15 protein-coding genes are annotated in these 15,070 nt (G+C 72.7%); 10 read left to right on the forward strand and 5 right to left on the reverse strand.

Going from position 1 to position 15,070, the window contains the following annotated elements; all coding sequences use genetic code 11:
* The first annotated feature begins 33 nt into the window (after positions 1–33).
* The 6 genes from ACFWB8_RS10390 to ACFWB8_RS10415 all read left to right on the forward strand — a co-directional run bounded on the left by ACFWB8_RS10390 (position 34) and on the right by ACFWB8_RS10415 (position 4,512).
* Complete coding sequence (locus ACFWB8_RS10390; RefSeq protein ID WP_385224257.1) at positions 34–483, forward strand: nuclear transport factor 2 family protein; 450 nt, start codon at positions 34–36, stop codon at positions 481–483.
* Between the two features lie 121 nt (positions 484–604).
* Positions 605–1,066 carry a carboxymuconolactone decarboxylase family protein gene (locus tag ACFWB8_RS10395; protein WP_385224259.1) on the forward strand — a complete coding sequence of 154 codons (462 nt, stop codon included), beginning with the start codon at positions 605–607 and terminating at the stop codon, positions 1,064–1,066.
* Positions 1,067–1,197: 131 nt separating this feature from the next.
* Positions 1,198–2,406 carry an acyltransferase family protein gene (locus ACFWB8_RS10400; RefSeq protein ID WP_385224261.1) on the forward strand — a complete coding sequence of 403 codons (1,209 nt, stop codon included), beginning with the start codon at positions 1,198–1,200 and terminating at the stop codon, positions 2,404–2,406.
* A 15-nt stretch (positions 2,407–2,421) separates the two neighbouring features.
* Complete coding sequence (locus ACFWB8_RS10405) at positions 2,422–2,955, forward strand: NADPH-dependent FMN reductase (protein ID WP_385224263.1); 534 nt, start codon at positions 2,422–2,424, stop codon at positions 2,953–2,955.
* A 394-nt stretch (positions 2,956–3,349) separates the two neighbouring features.
* Entirely contained in the window at positions 3,350–3,958 is a 609-nt protein-coding gene (locus ACFWB8_RS10410) for a class I SAM-dependent methyltransferase (protein WP_385224265.1), read from the forward strand.
* A gap of 77 nt (positions 3,959–4,035) precedes the next feature.
* Positions 4,036–4,512 (forward strand): luciferase family protein, encoded by a 477-nt coding sequence (locus ACFWB8_RS10415; RefSeq protein WP_385224267.1) that lies wholly within the window; start codon positions 4,036–4,038, stop codon positions 4,510–4,512.
* A 32-nt stretch (positions 4,513–4,544) separates the two neighbouring features.
* On the opposite strand, the gene ACFWB8_RS10420 is transcribed toward ACFWB8_RS10415, so the two are convergent.
* Both ACFWB8_RS10420 and ACFWB8_RS10425 read right to left on the reverse strand, forming a co-directional pair.
* Positions 4,545–6,062 (reverse strand): alpha/beta hydrolase, encoded by a 1,518-nt coding sequence (locus ACFWB8_RS10420; RefSeq protein WP_385224269.1) that lies wholly within the window; start codon positions 6,060–6,062, stop codon positions 4,545–4,547.
* 64 nt (positions 6,063–6,126) lie between these two features.
* Positions 6,127–6,465 (reverse strand): DHCW motif cupin fold protein, encoded by a 339-nt coding sequence (locus ACFWB8_RS10425; protein WP_385224271.1) that lies wholly within the window; start codon positions 6,463–6,465, stop codon positions 6,127–6,129.
* 88 nt (positions 6,466–6,553) lie between these two features.
* Between ACFWB8_RS10425 and ACFWB8_RS10430 the strand changes: the two genes are divergently transcribed.
* Together ACFWB8_RS10430 and ACFWB8_RS10435 are read left to right on the forward strand one after the other, a co-directional pair.
* Positions 6,554–7,540 (forward strand): NAD-dependent epimerase/dehydratase family protein, encoded by a 987-nt coding sequence (locus ACFWB8_RS10430; RefSeq protein ID WP_385224273.1) that lies wholly within the window; start codon positions 6,554–6,556, stop codon positions 7,538–7,540.
* A 96-nt stretch (positions 7,541–7,636) separates the two neighbouring features.
* Positions 7,637–8,161, forward strand: a complete 525-nt coding sequence (locus ACFWB8_RS10435) for a GNAT family N-acetyltransferase (RefSeq protein ID WP_385224275.1) — start codon at positions 7,637–7,639, stop codon at positions 8,159–8,161.
* Between the two features lie 15 nt (positions 8,162–8,176).
* On the opposite strand, the gene ACFWB8_RS10440 is transcribed toward ACFWB8_RS10435, so the two are convergent.
* Complete coding sequence (locus tag ACFWB8_RS10440; RefSeq protein WP_385224276.1) at positions 8,177–9,532, reverse strand: tetratricopeptide repeat protein; 1,356 nt, start codon at positions 9,530–9,532, stop codon at positions 8,177–8,179.
* A 139-nt stretch (positions 9,533–9,671) separates the two neighbouring features.
* Between ACFWB8_RS10440 and ACFWB8_RS10445 the strand changes: the two genes are divergently transcribed.
* Entirely contained in the window at positions 9,672–11,039 is a 1,368-nt protein-coding gene (locus ACFWB8_RS10445; protein WP_385224278.1) for a M64 family metallopeptidase, read from the forward strand.
* A 28-nt stretch (positions 11,040–11,067) separates the two neighbouring features.
* On the opposite strand, the gene ACFWB8_RS10450 is transcribed toward ACFWB8_RS10445, so the two are convergent.
* The gene (locus ACFWB8_RS10450; protein ID WP_385224280.1) at positions 11,068–12,012 is read right to left on the reverse strand and encodes an endonuclease/exonuclease/phosphatase family protein; all 945 of its coding nucleotides are present in this window, start codon (positions 12,010–12,012) and stop codon (positions 11,068–11,070) included.
* Between the two features lie 239 nt (positions 12,013–12,251).
* Positions 12,252–14,318 carry an elongation factor G gene (gene fusA, locus ACFWB8_RS10455; RefSeq protein ID WP_385224282.1) on the reverse strand — a complete coding sequence of 689 codons (2,067 nt, stop codon included), beginning with the start codon at positions 14,316–14,318 and terminating at the stop codon, positions 12,252–12,254.
* 370 nt (positions 14,319–14,688) lie between these two features.
* Between fusA and ACFWB8_RS10460 the strand changes: the two genes are divergently transcribed.
* A complete protein-coding gene (locus tag ACFWB8_RS10460; RefSeq protein WP_385224284.1) occupies positions 14,689–15,054 on the forward strand; it encodes a zinc ribbon domain-containing protein YjdM in 366 nt (121 codons plus the stop codon).
* Positions 15,055–15,070: the final 16 nt, after the last annotated feature.

Below are 15,070 nucleotides of genomic sequence, written 5' to 3' on the forward strand. Positions count from 1 at the left end.
ATGAAAGTAAGCGACCGAGTGTCTGGAGGGGTCATGGAGACTGCCGAACGATTCCGTGCTGCCGTGGAGAAGCGCGACTTCTCCGTACTGGACGAGCTGTTCGCGGATGACATCCGCTTCTACAGCCCGGTGAAGTTCACGCCGTTCGAGGGCAAGCCGATGGTGCTGGGGCTCTTCGGGGTCCTGCTGCGCATCTTCGACGACCTGCGCTACATCGGGCACTTCGAGGGCGTGGCCGAGACCAGCGCCGACGGGTCCGAGGCCCCCTCGGTGATCCTGCCGTTCCGGGCCACCGTGGACGGCAAGCAGATCCACGCGATCGACATGCTCCAGTTCGACGAGACGGGACGCGTCAAGGAGTTCACCGTGATGGTCCGCCCCCAGTCCGCGGTGCACGCCCTGGGGCAGGCGGTCCTGGCCGGCCTGGTCGCCGACGGCCTCGTCCCCGCACCGGCGCCCGCGCCCGCGCCCGAAGGCAGCTGAAACTTTCTTCCGCTCACGTGTCACATCCGCGCTCCGCGTTCCGTCAGTGCGGTGGATGACGAGCTCGGGCCGGTGCGCAAGGCGCCGGCGGCTCACGAGACGCGAGACGGAAGAGAAGCACATGAACGCCCGTATGAAGAACCCCGCGATGGTCCTGCCCGACGCCATGAAGGGGATCCAGAACCTCTACAAGGCGATGTACCAGGGCGGCGTGCCGCAGGAGCTCATGGAGCTCGTCCACCTGCGCGCGAGCCAGATCAACGGCTGCAGTGCCTGTGTGTTCGCCGGGGTGGAGAACGCCAAGAAGGTGGGCGAGAGCGACGAGCGCCTCCACGCCGTGGCCGCCTGGCGCGAAGCGCCGTTCTTCACGGACGCCGAGCGCGCCGCCCTGGCCCTCGCCGAGTCCGCGACCCGCCTCGCCGACCGCACCGGTCAGGCGGTGCCGGACGCGGTCTGGGACGAGGCCGCCGACCACTTCGACGAGCAGCAGCTCGCCGCCATCATCCTCATGATCGCCACGACCAACTTCTTCAACCGGCTCAACGCCACCATCCAGGAGCCCGCCGGCGCGACCTGGAGCTGACGCGGACCGCCCGCGGGCGGGCGAGTGCACTCGCCCGCCCGGGTGGCCGACCTGTGAGCGAGCTGTACAGTTCCGCTGACCTGACGGCGGGTATGGGGACTGTCATACATTCACGGGGGCGGAGTCCAGGGATGAGCGCGCGCACTTCAGCCGGAGAACTGCGGCCGGAGAGCCGTACTCGTGAAGGAGCCCACCCTCCCGGCGCAGACGCCGGGCGGCGCCTGGTCGTCCTGGACGGTGTCCGGATCCTCGCCGCGCTCTCCGTACTCCTCTACCACTACCTGGTCCTCGCGAGCGCCTGGGGCGGACCGACCGCCGCCATCTTCCCGGTCGCCAGCCGCTTCGCCGCCTACGGCTGGCTCGGGGTGGAGATCTTCTTCCTGGTCAGCGGGTTCGTCATATGCATGAGCGCCTGGGGCCGCAGTGTGGGTGACTTCGCGGTGTCCCGGGTCTCCCGTCTCTTCCCCGCATACTGGGCCGCCGTGGCCTTCACCTCCGCCGTGCTCTTCGCCTGGCCCGAGGTGCGCGGCGTCAAAGGTCTGACCGACGTGGTGGTCAACCTGTCGATGCTCCAAAGCGGCATAGGGGTCCCGCACATCGACGACGGGTACTGGACGCTCTTCGCCGAGCTGAAGTTCTACGTGCTCTTCGCGATCGTCGTGATGCGCGGAACGACCTACCGCAACTGCGTGTTCTTCTGCGGGCTGTGGACCCTCGCGGGAATCGTGGCTCCGACCGCCGACAGCGGTGTGCTCTCCTTCTTCGCGATCTCGCCCTTCGCCCCGTACTTCACCGCCGGAATCGCCTTCCACCTGATGCGCCGATTCCGGCCGAACGCGATCCTGTGGGGCATCGTCGGCGTCCAGTACCTCCTCGCGCAGCACTACGTGCACGACCGCATGATCTCCAACCTGGGCCGCGGCCTGGCCGGTCAGACGCCCGTCTGGCCCGCTCACGTGATCATCACGCTGGGCTTCCTGGTCATGGCGGCCATAGCGCTCGGGGTGCTCGACGGCATCCGCTGGCGCTGGCTCCCGCACGCCGGAGCGGTCACCTACCCGCTCTACCTGATCCACATGATGGCCGGGCTGACCGTCATCCACCACTTCCGGGACAGGGTGGCACCCGCCCCCCTGGTCCTCGGAGTGGCCACCACCATGCTGCTGCTGGCCTGGACCGTGCACCGGCTGATCGAACGCCCGCTGGGACGCGTCCTGCGCGACAGCCTGCGCCGCGGTGTCCAGGACATCCGCTCGCACACCCCGCACCGGCCGGGACTGGCCGGGTTCCCCGCGCAGCCCTCCGCGCCCGAGGCCGAGCGGGTACCGTCCCGCGGCTGACGATAAGTTGGGCGGATGTCCACGCTCCCAGTGATCCTCCTGCTGTCCGGAAGCCTGCGGGCCGGCTCCTCCAACGAGGCCGTGCTGCGCACCGTCCAGGCCGTCGCGCCCCCGGACGTCCGCACCGTCCGCTACGAGGGCCTGGCGGAGCTCCCGCACTTCAATCCCGATCACGACACCGAGCCGCTGCCCGCACCCGTGGCCGAACTGCGTGCGGCGATCGCCGGGGCGGCCGCCGTCCTGATCTGTACGCCGGAGTACGCGGGCACCCTTCCCGGCTCCTTCAAGAACCTGCTCGACTGGACGGTGGGCGGGACCGAGATCTGCGACAAGCCCGCGGCCTGGGTGACCGCGGCCGCCCCGGGCCGCGGCCAGGGCGCCGAGGACACGCTGCGGACGGTGCTGGGCTACACCGGCGCCGCCATCGTGGAGCCGGCCTGCGTACGGATCCCCGTGGACCGCGGCATGCGGGACGCGGACGGAATCATCACCGACGCGGACGCCCGGGAGCGGCTCGTCAAGGTGCTCGCCGCGTTGACCGGCGGCTAGAGCCGGGGAAACGAGCACCCCCGGCGAGGACCCGCTGCGCACACGCCGGGATGAGTACGCGTGCTCAGGCCCGGGCCCGTCGGCGCCAAGTCGGCGTCCTCCTCCGCGTCGCTTCGCCGGCGGCGGCCCGGGTGGTGATGACCGCCTGACCGGCCGTGAGGCCGTGTCGCACCACCGTGCTCCGGCGGCGCCGGGTCGATAGTGGGGCTGTGGGCAACGCGTCGCAGGACCCCGGGCATCCCGGGCCGGGAGAGCAGACAGCCTGGTCCGGGAGCGAGGGGGCGCAGGCCTTCGCCGCCGTGGAGGCGGCCACCGACTGGCTGCTCGGCTATCCCTTCGTCTTCCGGGAGCTGTCCCGCCGGATCGGCGCCGGCGACGTCCTGGTGGACTACGGGTGCGGCCCGGGCAAGGTGGCCGACCGGGCCGCCCGGCGGCTGGGGGGGCGCGGGTGCTGGGAGTGGACACGTCCCCCGAGATGCTGGCGCTCGCCCGCGGCTCGGGCACGGCCGTGGCGGAGTACCACCTGGTCGAGGACGGGCGCGTGAGCGGGCTGCCCGACGGCTGCGCGGACGCGGTGATGTGCAACCACGTCCTCGCGTCGCTGCCGACCGAGGAAGCCGTGCTCGCGGTGTTCACGGAGATCCGCCGACTGCTGCGCCCGGGCGCCCCGCTCGTCCTGCTGACCACCGACCCGGCGTGCAGCGGTACGCAATACGCCTCGCTGCGGATCGGCGAACCCGGCGAGGTGTACGGGCCGGGGGAGGAGCTGACCGTGCGGCTGCGGCGTACGGACGGGTCCTGGCAGGAGATGCGCAACCACGCGTGGCCCGTGGGCCTTTACCCGTCACTTCTGGAGCGCGCCGGCTTCCGTGACGCCGTCCCGCAGCGTCCGTCCGTGGCCGAGGCGCTCTCGCTCGCCGATCCGGACCTCGCCCGCGGCCGCCCCTGGTCGGCGGAGCGCGAGCGGCCGCCGCTGGTGGTCACCACGGCATCGGCGGCCTGAGCGAACTCTGCCCCACAGACGGTGACATCGGGCCACGGGCCTTGTGGTGCCGGGCCCCGTGCAGGCAGGCTCAGGGCATGAACACGGCTAGGCGCGCCGGTGAACGGCTGCTGGATTGGCCCGCGCTCACCGAAGGCCGACCGCCCTGTGACGCGGAGTTCGCACTGAACTCCGGATCGCAGGAGATCGTCCACTTCCACGGCGAACACGAGGCCGATGTCCACCTCACCCGGGCGATGATCACGAAGCTGCGGCCGGCGCTGTCCCGGTCCACCGCCGTCCGCCTGCGGACCGGATCGGAATGGGTGACGGTACGCCTCGACATCGGTTCCGACATCGACCTGCTGGCGACCCTGGTCAGCGCGGCGCTGCAAGCCGCCACGGGCGGGGAGGGCCGGGGCCCGGATCCCTGCACCCGGCACCGGAGCGCCGGCGCCCCCGCCCGCCCGTGGCCGGCCCCGGTGTGGTCGGAGCCGGTCCGTCAGCAGGCCGGGAAGCTGTCGGTGGCACGGTTCTGGTCGCGGATCCATACGCCGCCCTGCCCGTCGGAGTAGTTCCGGTTGCGGGAGAGCGCGGGTGAGGGCTGTCAGCCCGCGCAGTCGATGTCCCCGGCGGGGCGCTCGCCGGTGGTGAGGAATCCGGTGACGGCCCGGTCCCCGCAGGCGTTGCCGTTGCCGAGGTACACGCCGTGGCCGCCGCGCTCCACCGTGACCAGAACGGCCCGGTCGCCCAGCGCCTCGCGCATCTTCAGGGCCGCGGAGTGCGGAGTCGCCGGATCCCGACGGTTCTGGATCATGAGGATGTTGGAGGGGCCTTCGTCGGTGATCCGCACCGGCCTCTGCGCCGGGGCGGTCTGCCAGGAGGAACAGGGCAGCACGTTCACCGGCATGCCGGCGGTCAGGGGGTGCCGGGCCCGGTCCGCGTCGACCGCGCGCTGGTACGAGGCCACGGACGTGCGCGGCCACGCCACGTCATTGCAGATGACCCCGACCATCACGGCGGCGTCCTCGTTGCGCAGGGGCTGGGCGAGCTCCGGCGGGAGCACGGGCGGGTGCGCCGGATCCTGGGCCGCCTTGACCAGACGGGCGAAGGAGGCGAAGGCGGAGTCGCTGTAGAGGGAGTTCTGCAGCACCTGGCGCAGGCCGTTGCCCGTCAGCGGCGCGCCCGTGGTCGTCGATTCCCGCGGTGCGCGGTCCAGCTCGGCCGCCAGCGCCAGGACCAGCGGCTCCACCTCCTCGGGCCGCGCGGCCAGCCGCAGGTCCTCCTGCTCCCGGTCCTGGTGGGCCGCCCAGGCCGCGAAGTCGGGGAAGCGGTCGTCCGCGCCCTGCGACATGTTCGCCAGCCAGCCCCGTGCGACCCGCTTCGGATCCGGGTCGCCGCTGCTGTCGAGCACCCAGCGGTCGGTGCGCTCGGGGAACTTCTGGGCGTACTGCGCCGCGACGTACGTCCCGTACGAGACGCCCCATGCGGAGAGCTTGCGTTCGCCGAGCGCCTCACGGAAGCGGTCCAGGTCGCGGACCTGGTTGTCCGTGGTGAAACTGCGCAGGACGGCGCCGCCGCTTCGTGCGCAGGCCTGCGCGATGCGCCGGGAGCGGGCCACGTTCCCGGTGATCTCGCCGTCCGGGCCCGGCCAGGACCGCAGGTTGGTGAGGTAGCGGTCCTCGGGGGCCAGGTCGCAGCTCGCGGTGGTGCTGGCGCCGACCCCGCGCGGGTCGAAGGCGACGAGGTCGTACGCGCCGTCCGTCTCCTTCTGCAGGGCGGCGCCCTTCTGCGCCAGCCGCTGCACGCCGGAACCGCCCGGGCCGCCGGGGATCACGACGAGCGTGCCGCGCCGGGCCCCGGGCCGCTCGCTGCGGATCCGGGAGACGGCGACGGTGATCTGCCGGCCCGCGGGGTCGCGGTAGTCGAGCGGCACGGGCAGCTCGGCGCACTCCTGGGCGGCGGGACCGTCCGGCCGGGCGCAGGGATGCCAAGCAAGCCGCGGAGTACCGGACATGGGCTGGGCGGCGGCCGCGGTGGCGCCGGCTCCCGTGACGGTCAGGCCGGCGGCCACCGAGGCCGCGGAGAGGGCGAGCAGCAGGGTCTTCTTCGCGTAAGTCGTCATGGGGCAAGCCTTGTTGACGGCAGCTCGGCCCCCCATCCGGCAGACCGGTCGCCCCTGGGTGGGGCTAGCCCCCGCCGCCGGCGTCGACCACGAAGAGCCGGGCACCCTCCAGGGTGCTAGAGCGGTGCGGCTCCATGTCGTCCCCCACCTGGTAGCTGCTGCCCGCGTTGATCGTGACGACCTCGCCGTTCGCCAGCTCGGTGGTGAGCGTCCCTTCCAGGACCAGCAGGACGTGGCCCCGGCTGCACCAGTGATCGGCCACGTAGCCGGGGCTGTACTCCACCATCCGGACCCGCACGGAACCGAATGCGCGCGTGCGCCACGTCGCGCTGCCGGATTCGCCCGGATGTTCCGACGTGGGGACCAACGACCAGTCGGTGGTCCCGAAATGTATGCCAGCCATGTCCATCGGGCGAGTCTATGCGCGCTGCGCGCTCCGCTCTCGGCGAAGAGCGGGCGCACGGGCACCCGGTCCGTGTTTGAGTGGGCCGATGGAGATCTTGGTACTGGGTGGAACGGCATGGGTGGGCCGCGAGGTCTCGCGGCAGGCACTGGCACGCGGGCACCGGGTGACCTGCCTGGCCCGCGGGGAGAGCGGCGAAGTGGCCGACGGGGCGACGCTGTTCGCCGCGGACCGGCGCGACCCCCGCGCGTACGACGGCCTCGCCGGTCGGGACTGGGACGCCGTGGTGGAGGTGTCGTGGCAGCCCGGCTTCGTCCGCGGGGCGCTGGCGGCACTGGGCGGACGGGCGGCCCACTGGTCGTACGTGTCCTCGGTCAGCGCGTACGCCTCACACGCGCGGCCGGGCGCGGACGAGTCGGCCGAACTGCTCCCGGCGGCCGAGGCGGACGAGGCCGACCGTGACCAGTACGGGCAGGCCAAGGTGGCCTGCGAGGAAGCCTCCACGGACGCGGTGGGCGACCGGCTCCTCATCGCGCGGGCGGGACTGATCGGCGGGCCCGGCGACCACAGCGGCCGCACCGGGTACTGGGTCGGCCGCGCGGCCCGCGAGCCGTCGGCACCGATGCTCGTGCCCGCCTCTCCCGGCGTCCCGACCCAGGCGGTCGACGCCCGGGACCTCGCGGCGTGGCTGCTCGACTGCGCGCAGAAGGGGACGACCGGAACGTACGACGCGGTCGGCCCGGTCGTGCCCTTCGGGGAGTGGGTCGCCCTCTCGAGGCGGATCGGCGGGCACACCGGACAGGTGGTGGACGCCGATCCCGACTGGCTGCTCGGGCAGGAGGTGGTCCAGTTCATGGGCCCGGAGTCGCTCGCGATGTGGATGGCGGACCCGGACTGGTCCGGTTTCAGCTCCCGCAGCGGCGCCGCGGCGAGGGCGGCCGGTCTGCGCCACCGGCCCCGGGCGGAGCTGCTGGCGGACACCCTGCGCTGGGAGCGCGAGGAGGGCCTGGGCCGCCCCCGCCGGGCCGGCCTCAGCCCGGAGCGCGAGCGTGAGCTGCTGGCGGCGCTGGGGTGAGGGCAGCGGCGGGGACCGGTGGCGGGGGCCGGCGGGCGCCGCGGTCGCGGCCGGTCCGCGCCGGGCGTCGGATGATCGGACTGTTATCGTCCGCCTATGCCCGAGCTGATCACGCCCACCCCCCGCCTGTACGACTCGTGGCTCGCCGCGCAGAAGGAATGGGGCGACGACGCCCACATGGACGGAGCCGGGCTCGGCTCCGACGACGACGTGGACACCCTGCGGGGCTTCGCCGCCTGGACGGAGCGGCTGCGGCAGTACGGGGACCGGACGGTGCCGGTCGAGCACGGCCGCGTCCACGCCACGTACTGGTGGATCGCCGAGGACGACACCTACCTCGGCGCCATCGACCTGCGGCACTACCTGAACGGCTTCCTGCTCGACGCGGGTGGCCACGTCGGCTACAGCGTCCGCCCCTCGGCGCGCGGCCGCGGCCTGGCCACCTGGGCCCTGGGCGAGGTCCTGCACGAGGCACGGTTGCTGGGGATGGACCGGGTGCTGCTGACCTGTGACCCCGGCAACCGGGCCTCGATCCGCACGATCGAGAGCAACGGCGGCGTGCTGGAGGACGTCCGCGAGACGCTGATCGGTCCCAAGCGGCGCTACTGGATCGACCTTTAGGGCCCGGGGGCCCGGCTACCGGGGCGCGGGCCGGATCGGGGGGAAGGCCGGGGCGGCGGGCGCCGGACCCAGCGTGGTGGTGCCGGGAGCCGCACGATGGCCGAGGCCCGTGCGGTACGCGTCCAAGGCCGCCTCGGGCCGGCCGGTCCGCCGCAGCAGGTCACCCAGGAGCCGGCACAGATCGGCGAGGTCGCCCGTCGCCCCGCTGCGCTCCAGCAGCGCCAGGGCCTGCACGTAGTGCTCCTCGGCGGACTCGTTCTCGCCGCGCTCCTCGGCCATCAGGCCCAGCAGCCGGTGCGCCCCGCCCGCGTGCACGGCGCCGTGGCTGTCCCCCAGTTCCAGCAGCGCCGAAAGGAGCTCGGCCGCCTCCTCGTACCGGCCGAGCTGGCGCAGTACGTCGGCCAGCTCCACCTCCACCTGGGCGGTGTACAGGGCCGCGCGCCGGGCCGAGAGCATGTCCCGGGCCGTACGCAACTCCCGCTCCGCCGAGGTCAGTTCACCGTTCTGGGCCTGTACGTAGCCGCGCATCCAGTGGCAGTGCGCCAGATCGGTGCGCAGCTGTAGCTGCCCGTAGATCGCCTGGGCCTTGGCGAGGGAGGCGTCCGCGTCGGCCACGCGCCCCTCGGCGAGGAACGTCCGGGCGACCTGCCGGTGCATCCCCGCGACCAGGGCCGGGTCGCTGACCTGCGGGGCCAGCGAGAGCGCGAGTTCGGCGGCATGGGCCGCCCGGGCATGGGCGCCCATGTCGATGTACGGCCCGATGACCGCGGCGTAGAGCAGCACCAGCGCCTCGGGGTCGGCCAGCCCGCTCGCGCCCAGCTCGTCGATGGCGCTCTCGAGGAGGTAGCACGCGTAACGCAGCTCCCCGGCGAGCAGGTGCGCGATGGCGCGGCCGCGGATCGGGCGGACGCGGCGGGTGAGCGGTTCGTCGGCCAGGAGCCGTTCCGCGGCCTCGAAGTTCACGATCGCCTCGGGCAGTTCACCCGACTCCAGGGCGCAGTCGCCGAGCCCGAGCAGCGCCTGCGCCTGCTCGGGGGCCAGTCCGAGGCGCCGCGCCTCGGCGAGCAGCCGGCGGAAGTGTGCCGCGGCCTCGTCCGCGGCGCCGGACGCCAGTGTCTGCTGGGCGTCGGTGAGGGAGAGCCGCAGCTCGGTGGCCAGGTGCACGGGGCGCCCGGTGGTCAGCTCCTCGTACGAGGTGCCGAGGCGGCCGGCGAGAAACCGCAACGCGGCCTCGGAGGGCCGCACCTTGCCCGATTCCAGCGTCGAGATGTACGCCGGGGTGTACGAGGGCTCGGCCAGCTTCCGCTGGGTCAGCCCGAGGTCCGTGCGCATGCGCTGAACCCTGCGGCCGATTGCGGCCGGTTCGTCCATGGAATCCCCCTGGTTGCTGGAACTCCCCAGTATTCAGGGGGAGCGGGCCATTGCGCACCACCCGCGCGCCACTTAGTTTAAGCAACCGATTCACTGCACTTACCTTCCCGTTTAACTTCCCTTGCCGCAGGAGGACTTCATGGCCCCGCCCCAACGCCCCGCCGTCCGCACCGCACTCCGCCCGGTCGTCGTGGCGGTCATCGCGAGCGCCGCGCTGCTGGCCGCCGGACCCGCCCGCGCGGCAGGCACGCCGGACGCACCGGCGAAGACCCGGGTCGAGGTGGAGATACCGGGGCCGGAGCACGGCGGCGAGGCCGGATCGGGCCACGCCCGCGTACCGGCCGGCGGCGGCGCGGCGAAGAGCGGGTCCGCCCGGCTCTCCGAGGCCGACCGGGCCGCCGACGGCGAGGTCACCAAGGTCGTCGACAACGGCCCCACCGCCGACCGCCTGGACGTCGTCGTCATCGGCGACGGCTACACGGCGGCCGAGCTGGCGAAGTTCCACACCGACGCCAAGGACAAGTGGGCCGAGGTGACGGCGATCGAGCCGTACGCCACCTACCGCAACCTCTTCAACGTCTGGACGGTCGACGCCGTCTCCCACGACTCGGGCGTCACCGGCGACCCGGACCGGGCGACCACCCGCGACACCGCGCTCGGCGCGTACTTCTGGTGCGAGGACATCGAGCGGCTGCTCTGCATAGACCAGCCCAAGGTGGACTCGTACGTAGCGAAGGCACCCGCGGCCGACCTGGTCATCGTCCTGGCCAACAGCGCCAAGTACGGCGGGGCGGGCTACAACGAGCCCAGCGCCACCCTCGGCTACGAGGGCATATCGACCGCCTCCGCGGGCCACGCCAAGTCCGGTCAGGTCGCCATCCACGAGACCGGCCACTCGCTCGGCAAGCTCGCCGACGAGTACTTCTACCCCGGTGTCCCGGACTACGAGAGGTACACCGGCCCCGAGCCCGGCGACTCCAACGTCTCCACCCTGACCGCCGACCAGTTGGCCGCACAGCGGGCCAAGTGGTACCGCTGGCTGGGCGAGCCCTCGCCGGACGGCGGCACGGTCGGCGCGTACGAGGGAGGCGGCTACTACGTCACCGGGCTGCGCCGGCCCACCGACGGCTCGATCATGCGGGTCCTCGGCAAGCCCTTCAACCTCCCCGGCGTCGAGTCGATGATCGCGGGCTTCTACCAGCACGCGCGGATCGCCACCCCGCTCACCCCGGCCGACCGCACCCTGCGGCTGCGCCACACCGCGAAGGCGGCCGTGCCCCGGCTGGCCGGCGCGGACGGCCGCCAGCCCGTGGTCCGCTGGTACCTGGACGGCCGGGAACTCAAGCGGTTCCAGGGCCGGACCGAGGTGGCGGTCACGGACCTGTGGCTCTTCGACCTGCGGACGCACAAGCTGACCGTCACGGCCGAGGACCGCACGCCGGCGGTCCGCGACCCGAAGATCGCCCGCACCCTGCGCTCCTCGGTCGACTGGAACGTCCGCCTGTAGGCCCGGAGCCGGTCAGCCTCTCAGCCGGTCAGTCGACGCTGAGGCTCTCGACGAGCACCCGGTGGTCCGAGTAGGGCGTGGGAGACACGTTGCACCACCGCCGGGTCTCGCTGCTGAAGAGGTAGTCGATCTTGCCGCCGAAGTTGTGCGTCGGCCGTCCCGTGCGCGACGTGCCGCTCTGGTCGCACTCCTGGTAGCCCGGGGTGCCCGGTCCGGTGGAGTAGAGGCCGGCGGGCCACACGGCGGCGGCGGTGTTGTTCGGGTCGTCCGGGGAGAGGGAGTTGAAGTCTCCGCCGAAGACCGTACGGGGGAACGTGCCCACGACGGCCTTGATCTCGGCGAACTGCTCGTCCCGGTAGTCCTCCTTGGGCAGGTCCGGGTTGGCTCCCACGCGCGCCGCGTGGACGCTGCACAGGCGTACGCCCCAGGAGGACGCGGTCGCGCACTGGAACGGAGACTGCTGGCCCGTCGGGGGCTGGGTGGTCGGGTACTGACGGGCGTCGGCCAGCTGCCCCTTGACGACGATCGCCGTCCCGATGCGGTCGGCCCGCCCGGTGTCCTCACCGCAACGGCTGTTCCACTTCGTGCCGTTCTGTGACCACTGGTACGGCTCGAAGCTCTTGCTCCAGCCCGCTCCGAGCCGGTCCATCAGGAGGGTGAGGTCGTTCTCGCACACCTCTTGGAGCAGCGCGGCCTCCACGCGGTTCTTCCGGACCTGGTCCGTCACCACGCCCACCTTGTCCTCGGGGCTGCCGGTGCCCTCGCAGTGCCAGGTCGCCCGCTGGGGGCCGCACATGTTCCACGACATGACCTGGAGGTCATGGGGGAAGTCCTCGACAGCGTAGGGCATGGCCTCGGGACCGCCGGTGGTGGCCGTGGTGGGCTGGGCGACGGCGAGAGCCGCCGCGCCGGCACCGGCGAGGCCCACGACGGCGGCCACGGTGAACAGTGCCCTACGGGCGCGGTGTATCACGCGAATTCCTTTGCGGTGGTGCATGGCAGGGGAGCGGTCAGGTTATACGGGTGGCGCGGGCGAGTCGCCCCGCCTCCCCGTACCCCGGCCGGGGGCGGCGCCGCGGCCCGGGGCGTCCGCGAGGTGCGCCAGCTCCCGCAGGGCAGTTCGGGCCCGCTCCGCGAAGCGTCGCCGTCGCCGTCCCTGCCCCGCCCCGCCCCGGCGGACCGGGGCAGGGCGGGGGAACTCAGGCCCCGCCGCTACCGGGCCAGCAGTACGCCGGCGACCGACGACGGTACCGGCGCGAGGCCGGTCGGCCGGGTGGTGAAGGTGCCCCGGCCCTGCGTACGGCCGCGCAGCCGGGACGCGTACCCGAAGAGCTCCGCCAGCGGCACGGTCGCCGTGATCACCGCGGTCCCGGACTCCGTGGTGGACCCGGACACCCGGCCGCGGCGCGCGGCGAGGTCGCCCAGAACCGCCCCGACGCCGTCATCCGGAACGGTGACCGTGACCTCCACGACCGGCTCCAGCAGCTCCAGCGTGCTCGCGCGCAGCGCTTCGCGCAGCGCGAAGCGGCCCGCCGTCCGGAACGCCATCTCCGAGGAGTCCTTGGAGTGCGTCGCCCCGTCGACCAGCGTCACCCGCAGCCCCGTCACCGGATGACCGCCGAGCGGTCCCTCGGCGAGGGCGTCCCGGCAGCCGGCCTCCACGGCCCGCGCGTACTCCTGCGGCACCCGGCCGCCGACGACCGTGGACCGGAACTCGAACCCCGCCTCCTCCAGCGGTTCGACGTCGAGGACCACATGCGCGAACTGGCCCGAGCCGCCGTCCTGTTTGACGTGCCGGTACACCAGACCGGTCACGCCGCGCACGACGGTCTCCCGGTACGAGACCTGCGGACGGCCGACGACGACCTCCACGCCCTGGCCGCTGCGGATCTTCTCCACCGCGACCTCCAGATGGAGTTCGCCCATCCCCGACAGCACGGTCTGGCCCGTCTCCGGATCGGACCGCACCACCAGCGACGGATCCTCCTCGACGAGCCGCGCCAGCGCGGCCGAGAGCCGGCCCGTGTCGGTGCTGCGACGGGCCTCGACCGCCACGGACACCACCGGTTCGGCCACCGAGGGCGGTTCGAGGACCAGCGGTGCGCCGGGCGCGCACAGGGTCGTTCCGGCGCGGGCGGCCTTGAGCCCGACCACGGCGACGATGTCGCCCGCCACCGCCTCCTCCCGTTCCTCGTGCCGGTCCGCCTGCACCCGAAGGATCCGGCCGACCCGCTCCGTGCGGCCCGTGACCGCGTCCAGTACGGTCGCGCCCTTGCGGAGCGTGCCCGAGTAGACGCGCAGGTAGGTGAGCCGTCCGGTCGCCGTCGCCGTCACCTTGAAGGCGAGCGCGGCGAACGGCGCCGCCGGATCGGCGGCCCGCTCCTGCTCCGCGCCGCCCGCACCGTCCACCGTCCCGCGTACCGGCGGCATGTCCGCCGGGGACGGCAGGTACGCCAGGACCGCGTCCAGCAGCGGCTCGATCCCGCGGTTGCGGTACGCCGAACCGCACAGCACCACCACACCGTCCCCGCGCAGGGTCAGCTCCCGCAGGGCGCGCGCGAGTGCCGGCCCGGTCAGTGCCGACGTCGCGCAGAACTCCTCCAGCGCGTCCGGGTGGAGTTCGGCGACGGCCTCCTCGAGGAGCCGCCGACGCCGGTCCGCCTCCTCGCGCAGCGGCTCGGGGACCGGCCCCGTCTCGTACGTGTCAGCGCCCGCGTGCCAGAGCAGCGCGCGCATCTCCAACAGGTCGACGACGCCGGTGAATCCGTCCTCCCGCCCGATGGGCAGCTGGACCACCAGGGGAACGGCGCCCAGCCGCTCCCGGATCGAGGCCACCGCCGTGTCGAGGTCGGCGCCGGCCCGGTCCAGCTTGTTGACGAACGCGATCCGCGGCACACCGTGCCGGTCGGCCTGCCGCCACACCGACTCGCTCTGCGGTTCGACCCCGGCGACGGCGTCGAACACCGCGACGGCCCCGTCCAGCACCCGCAGGGACCGCTCGACCTCGTCGGAGAAGTCGACGTGCCCCGGGGTGTCGATGAGGTTGACGCGGTGACCGCCCCAGGTGCAACTGACGGCCGCGGCGAAGATGGTGATGCCGCGGTCGCGCTCCTGGGCGTCGAAGTCCGTGACGGTGGTTCCGTTGTGGACCTCGCCCCGCTTGTGGATGGCGCCGGTCGCGAACAGGATGCGTTCGGTGAGGGTGGTCTTGCCCGCGTCCACATGGGCGAGGATGCCCAGGTTCCGGACGGCGGTCGTGGGGATGGTGCTGGTGCGCATGGCTCGAGGCCTTTCGAATGATCTCGAATGGTGAAGAGGGCGGCGCGATTCCCGGGCACGGCTCCGCCCGCCCCGACGGCGTACGGCGCGCGGGGCGGCGTACGGGGAGCGGGGATATGCGGAAGCGGAGGCTAAAGGTGTGTCACGGGCATACGGTGACGGCCGCGCAGCCGGCACCGCGCACTGTGAGACACCGGGATCACGTCGTACCGGGACGGGGGAACGAAGGCGGCGGTGCGGTGAATGCACATGGCCCGGTTCCCCTTCTTCTCATCACTCGGCATCAAAAGGCGCGGCGCTCAATCGGCGGCGCGCATGGGCGAGTGTAGTGAGGATGATCGATGCGAGGCACCGCATTTATACTTTCGGGATGACCGACACCGCTCTGCCTCCATGTCCCAAGTGTTCCGGCGCCTATACCTACGAAATGGGTGCCCTGCTCGTCTGCCCCGAATGCGGGAACGAGTGGTCGGCCGCCCCGGCCGCCCCGGCCGAGGCGGCGGCGGATGCCGGGGAGCGCGTGGTCAAGGACGCGGTGGGCAATGTGCTCGCCGACGGTGACACGGTGACCGTGATCAAGGGGCTCAAGGTCAAGGGCAGCACGTCCGGCATCAAGGCGGGCACCAAGGTGCGCAACATCCGTCTGGTCGACGGCGTCGACGGACACGACATCGACTGCAAGGTGGAGGGCTTCGGTCCCATGCAGCTCAAGTCCAGCGTGGTCCGCAAGGCCTGACGGCCCAGCCATGGCG

Origin of the sequence: Streptomyces sp. NPDC060031 (assembly GCF_042736805.1) — a bacterium.
In the GTDB taxonomy this organism is placed as follows: domain Bacteria; phylum Actinomycetota; class Actinomycetes; order Streptomycetales; family Streptomycetaceae; genus Streptomyces.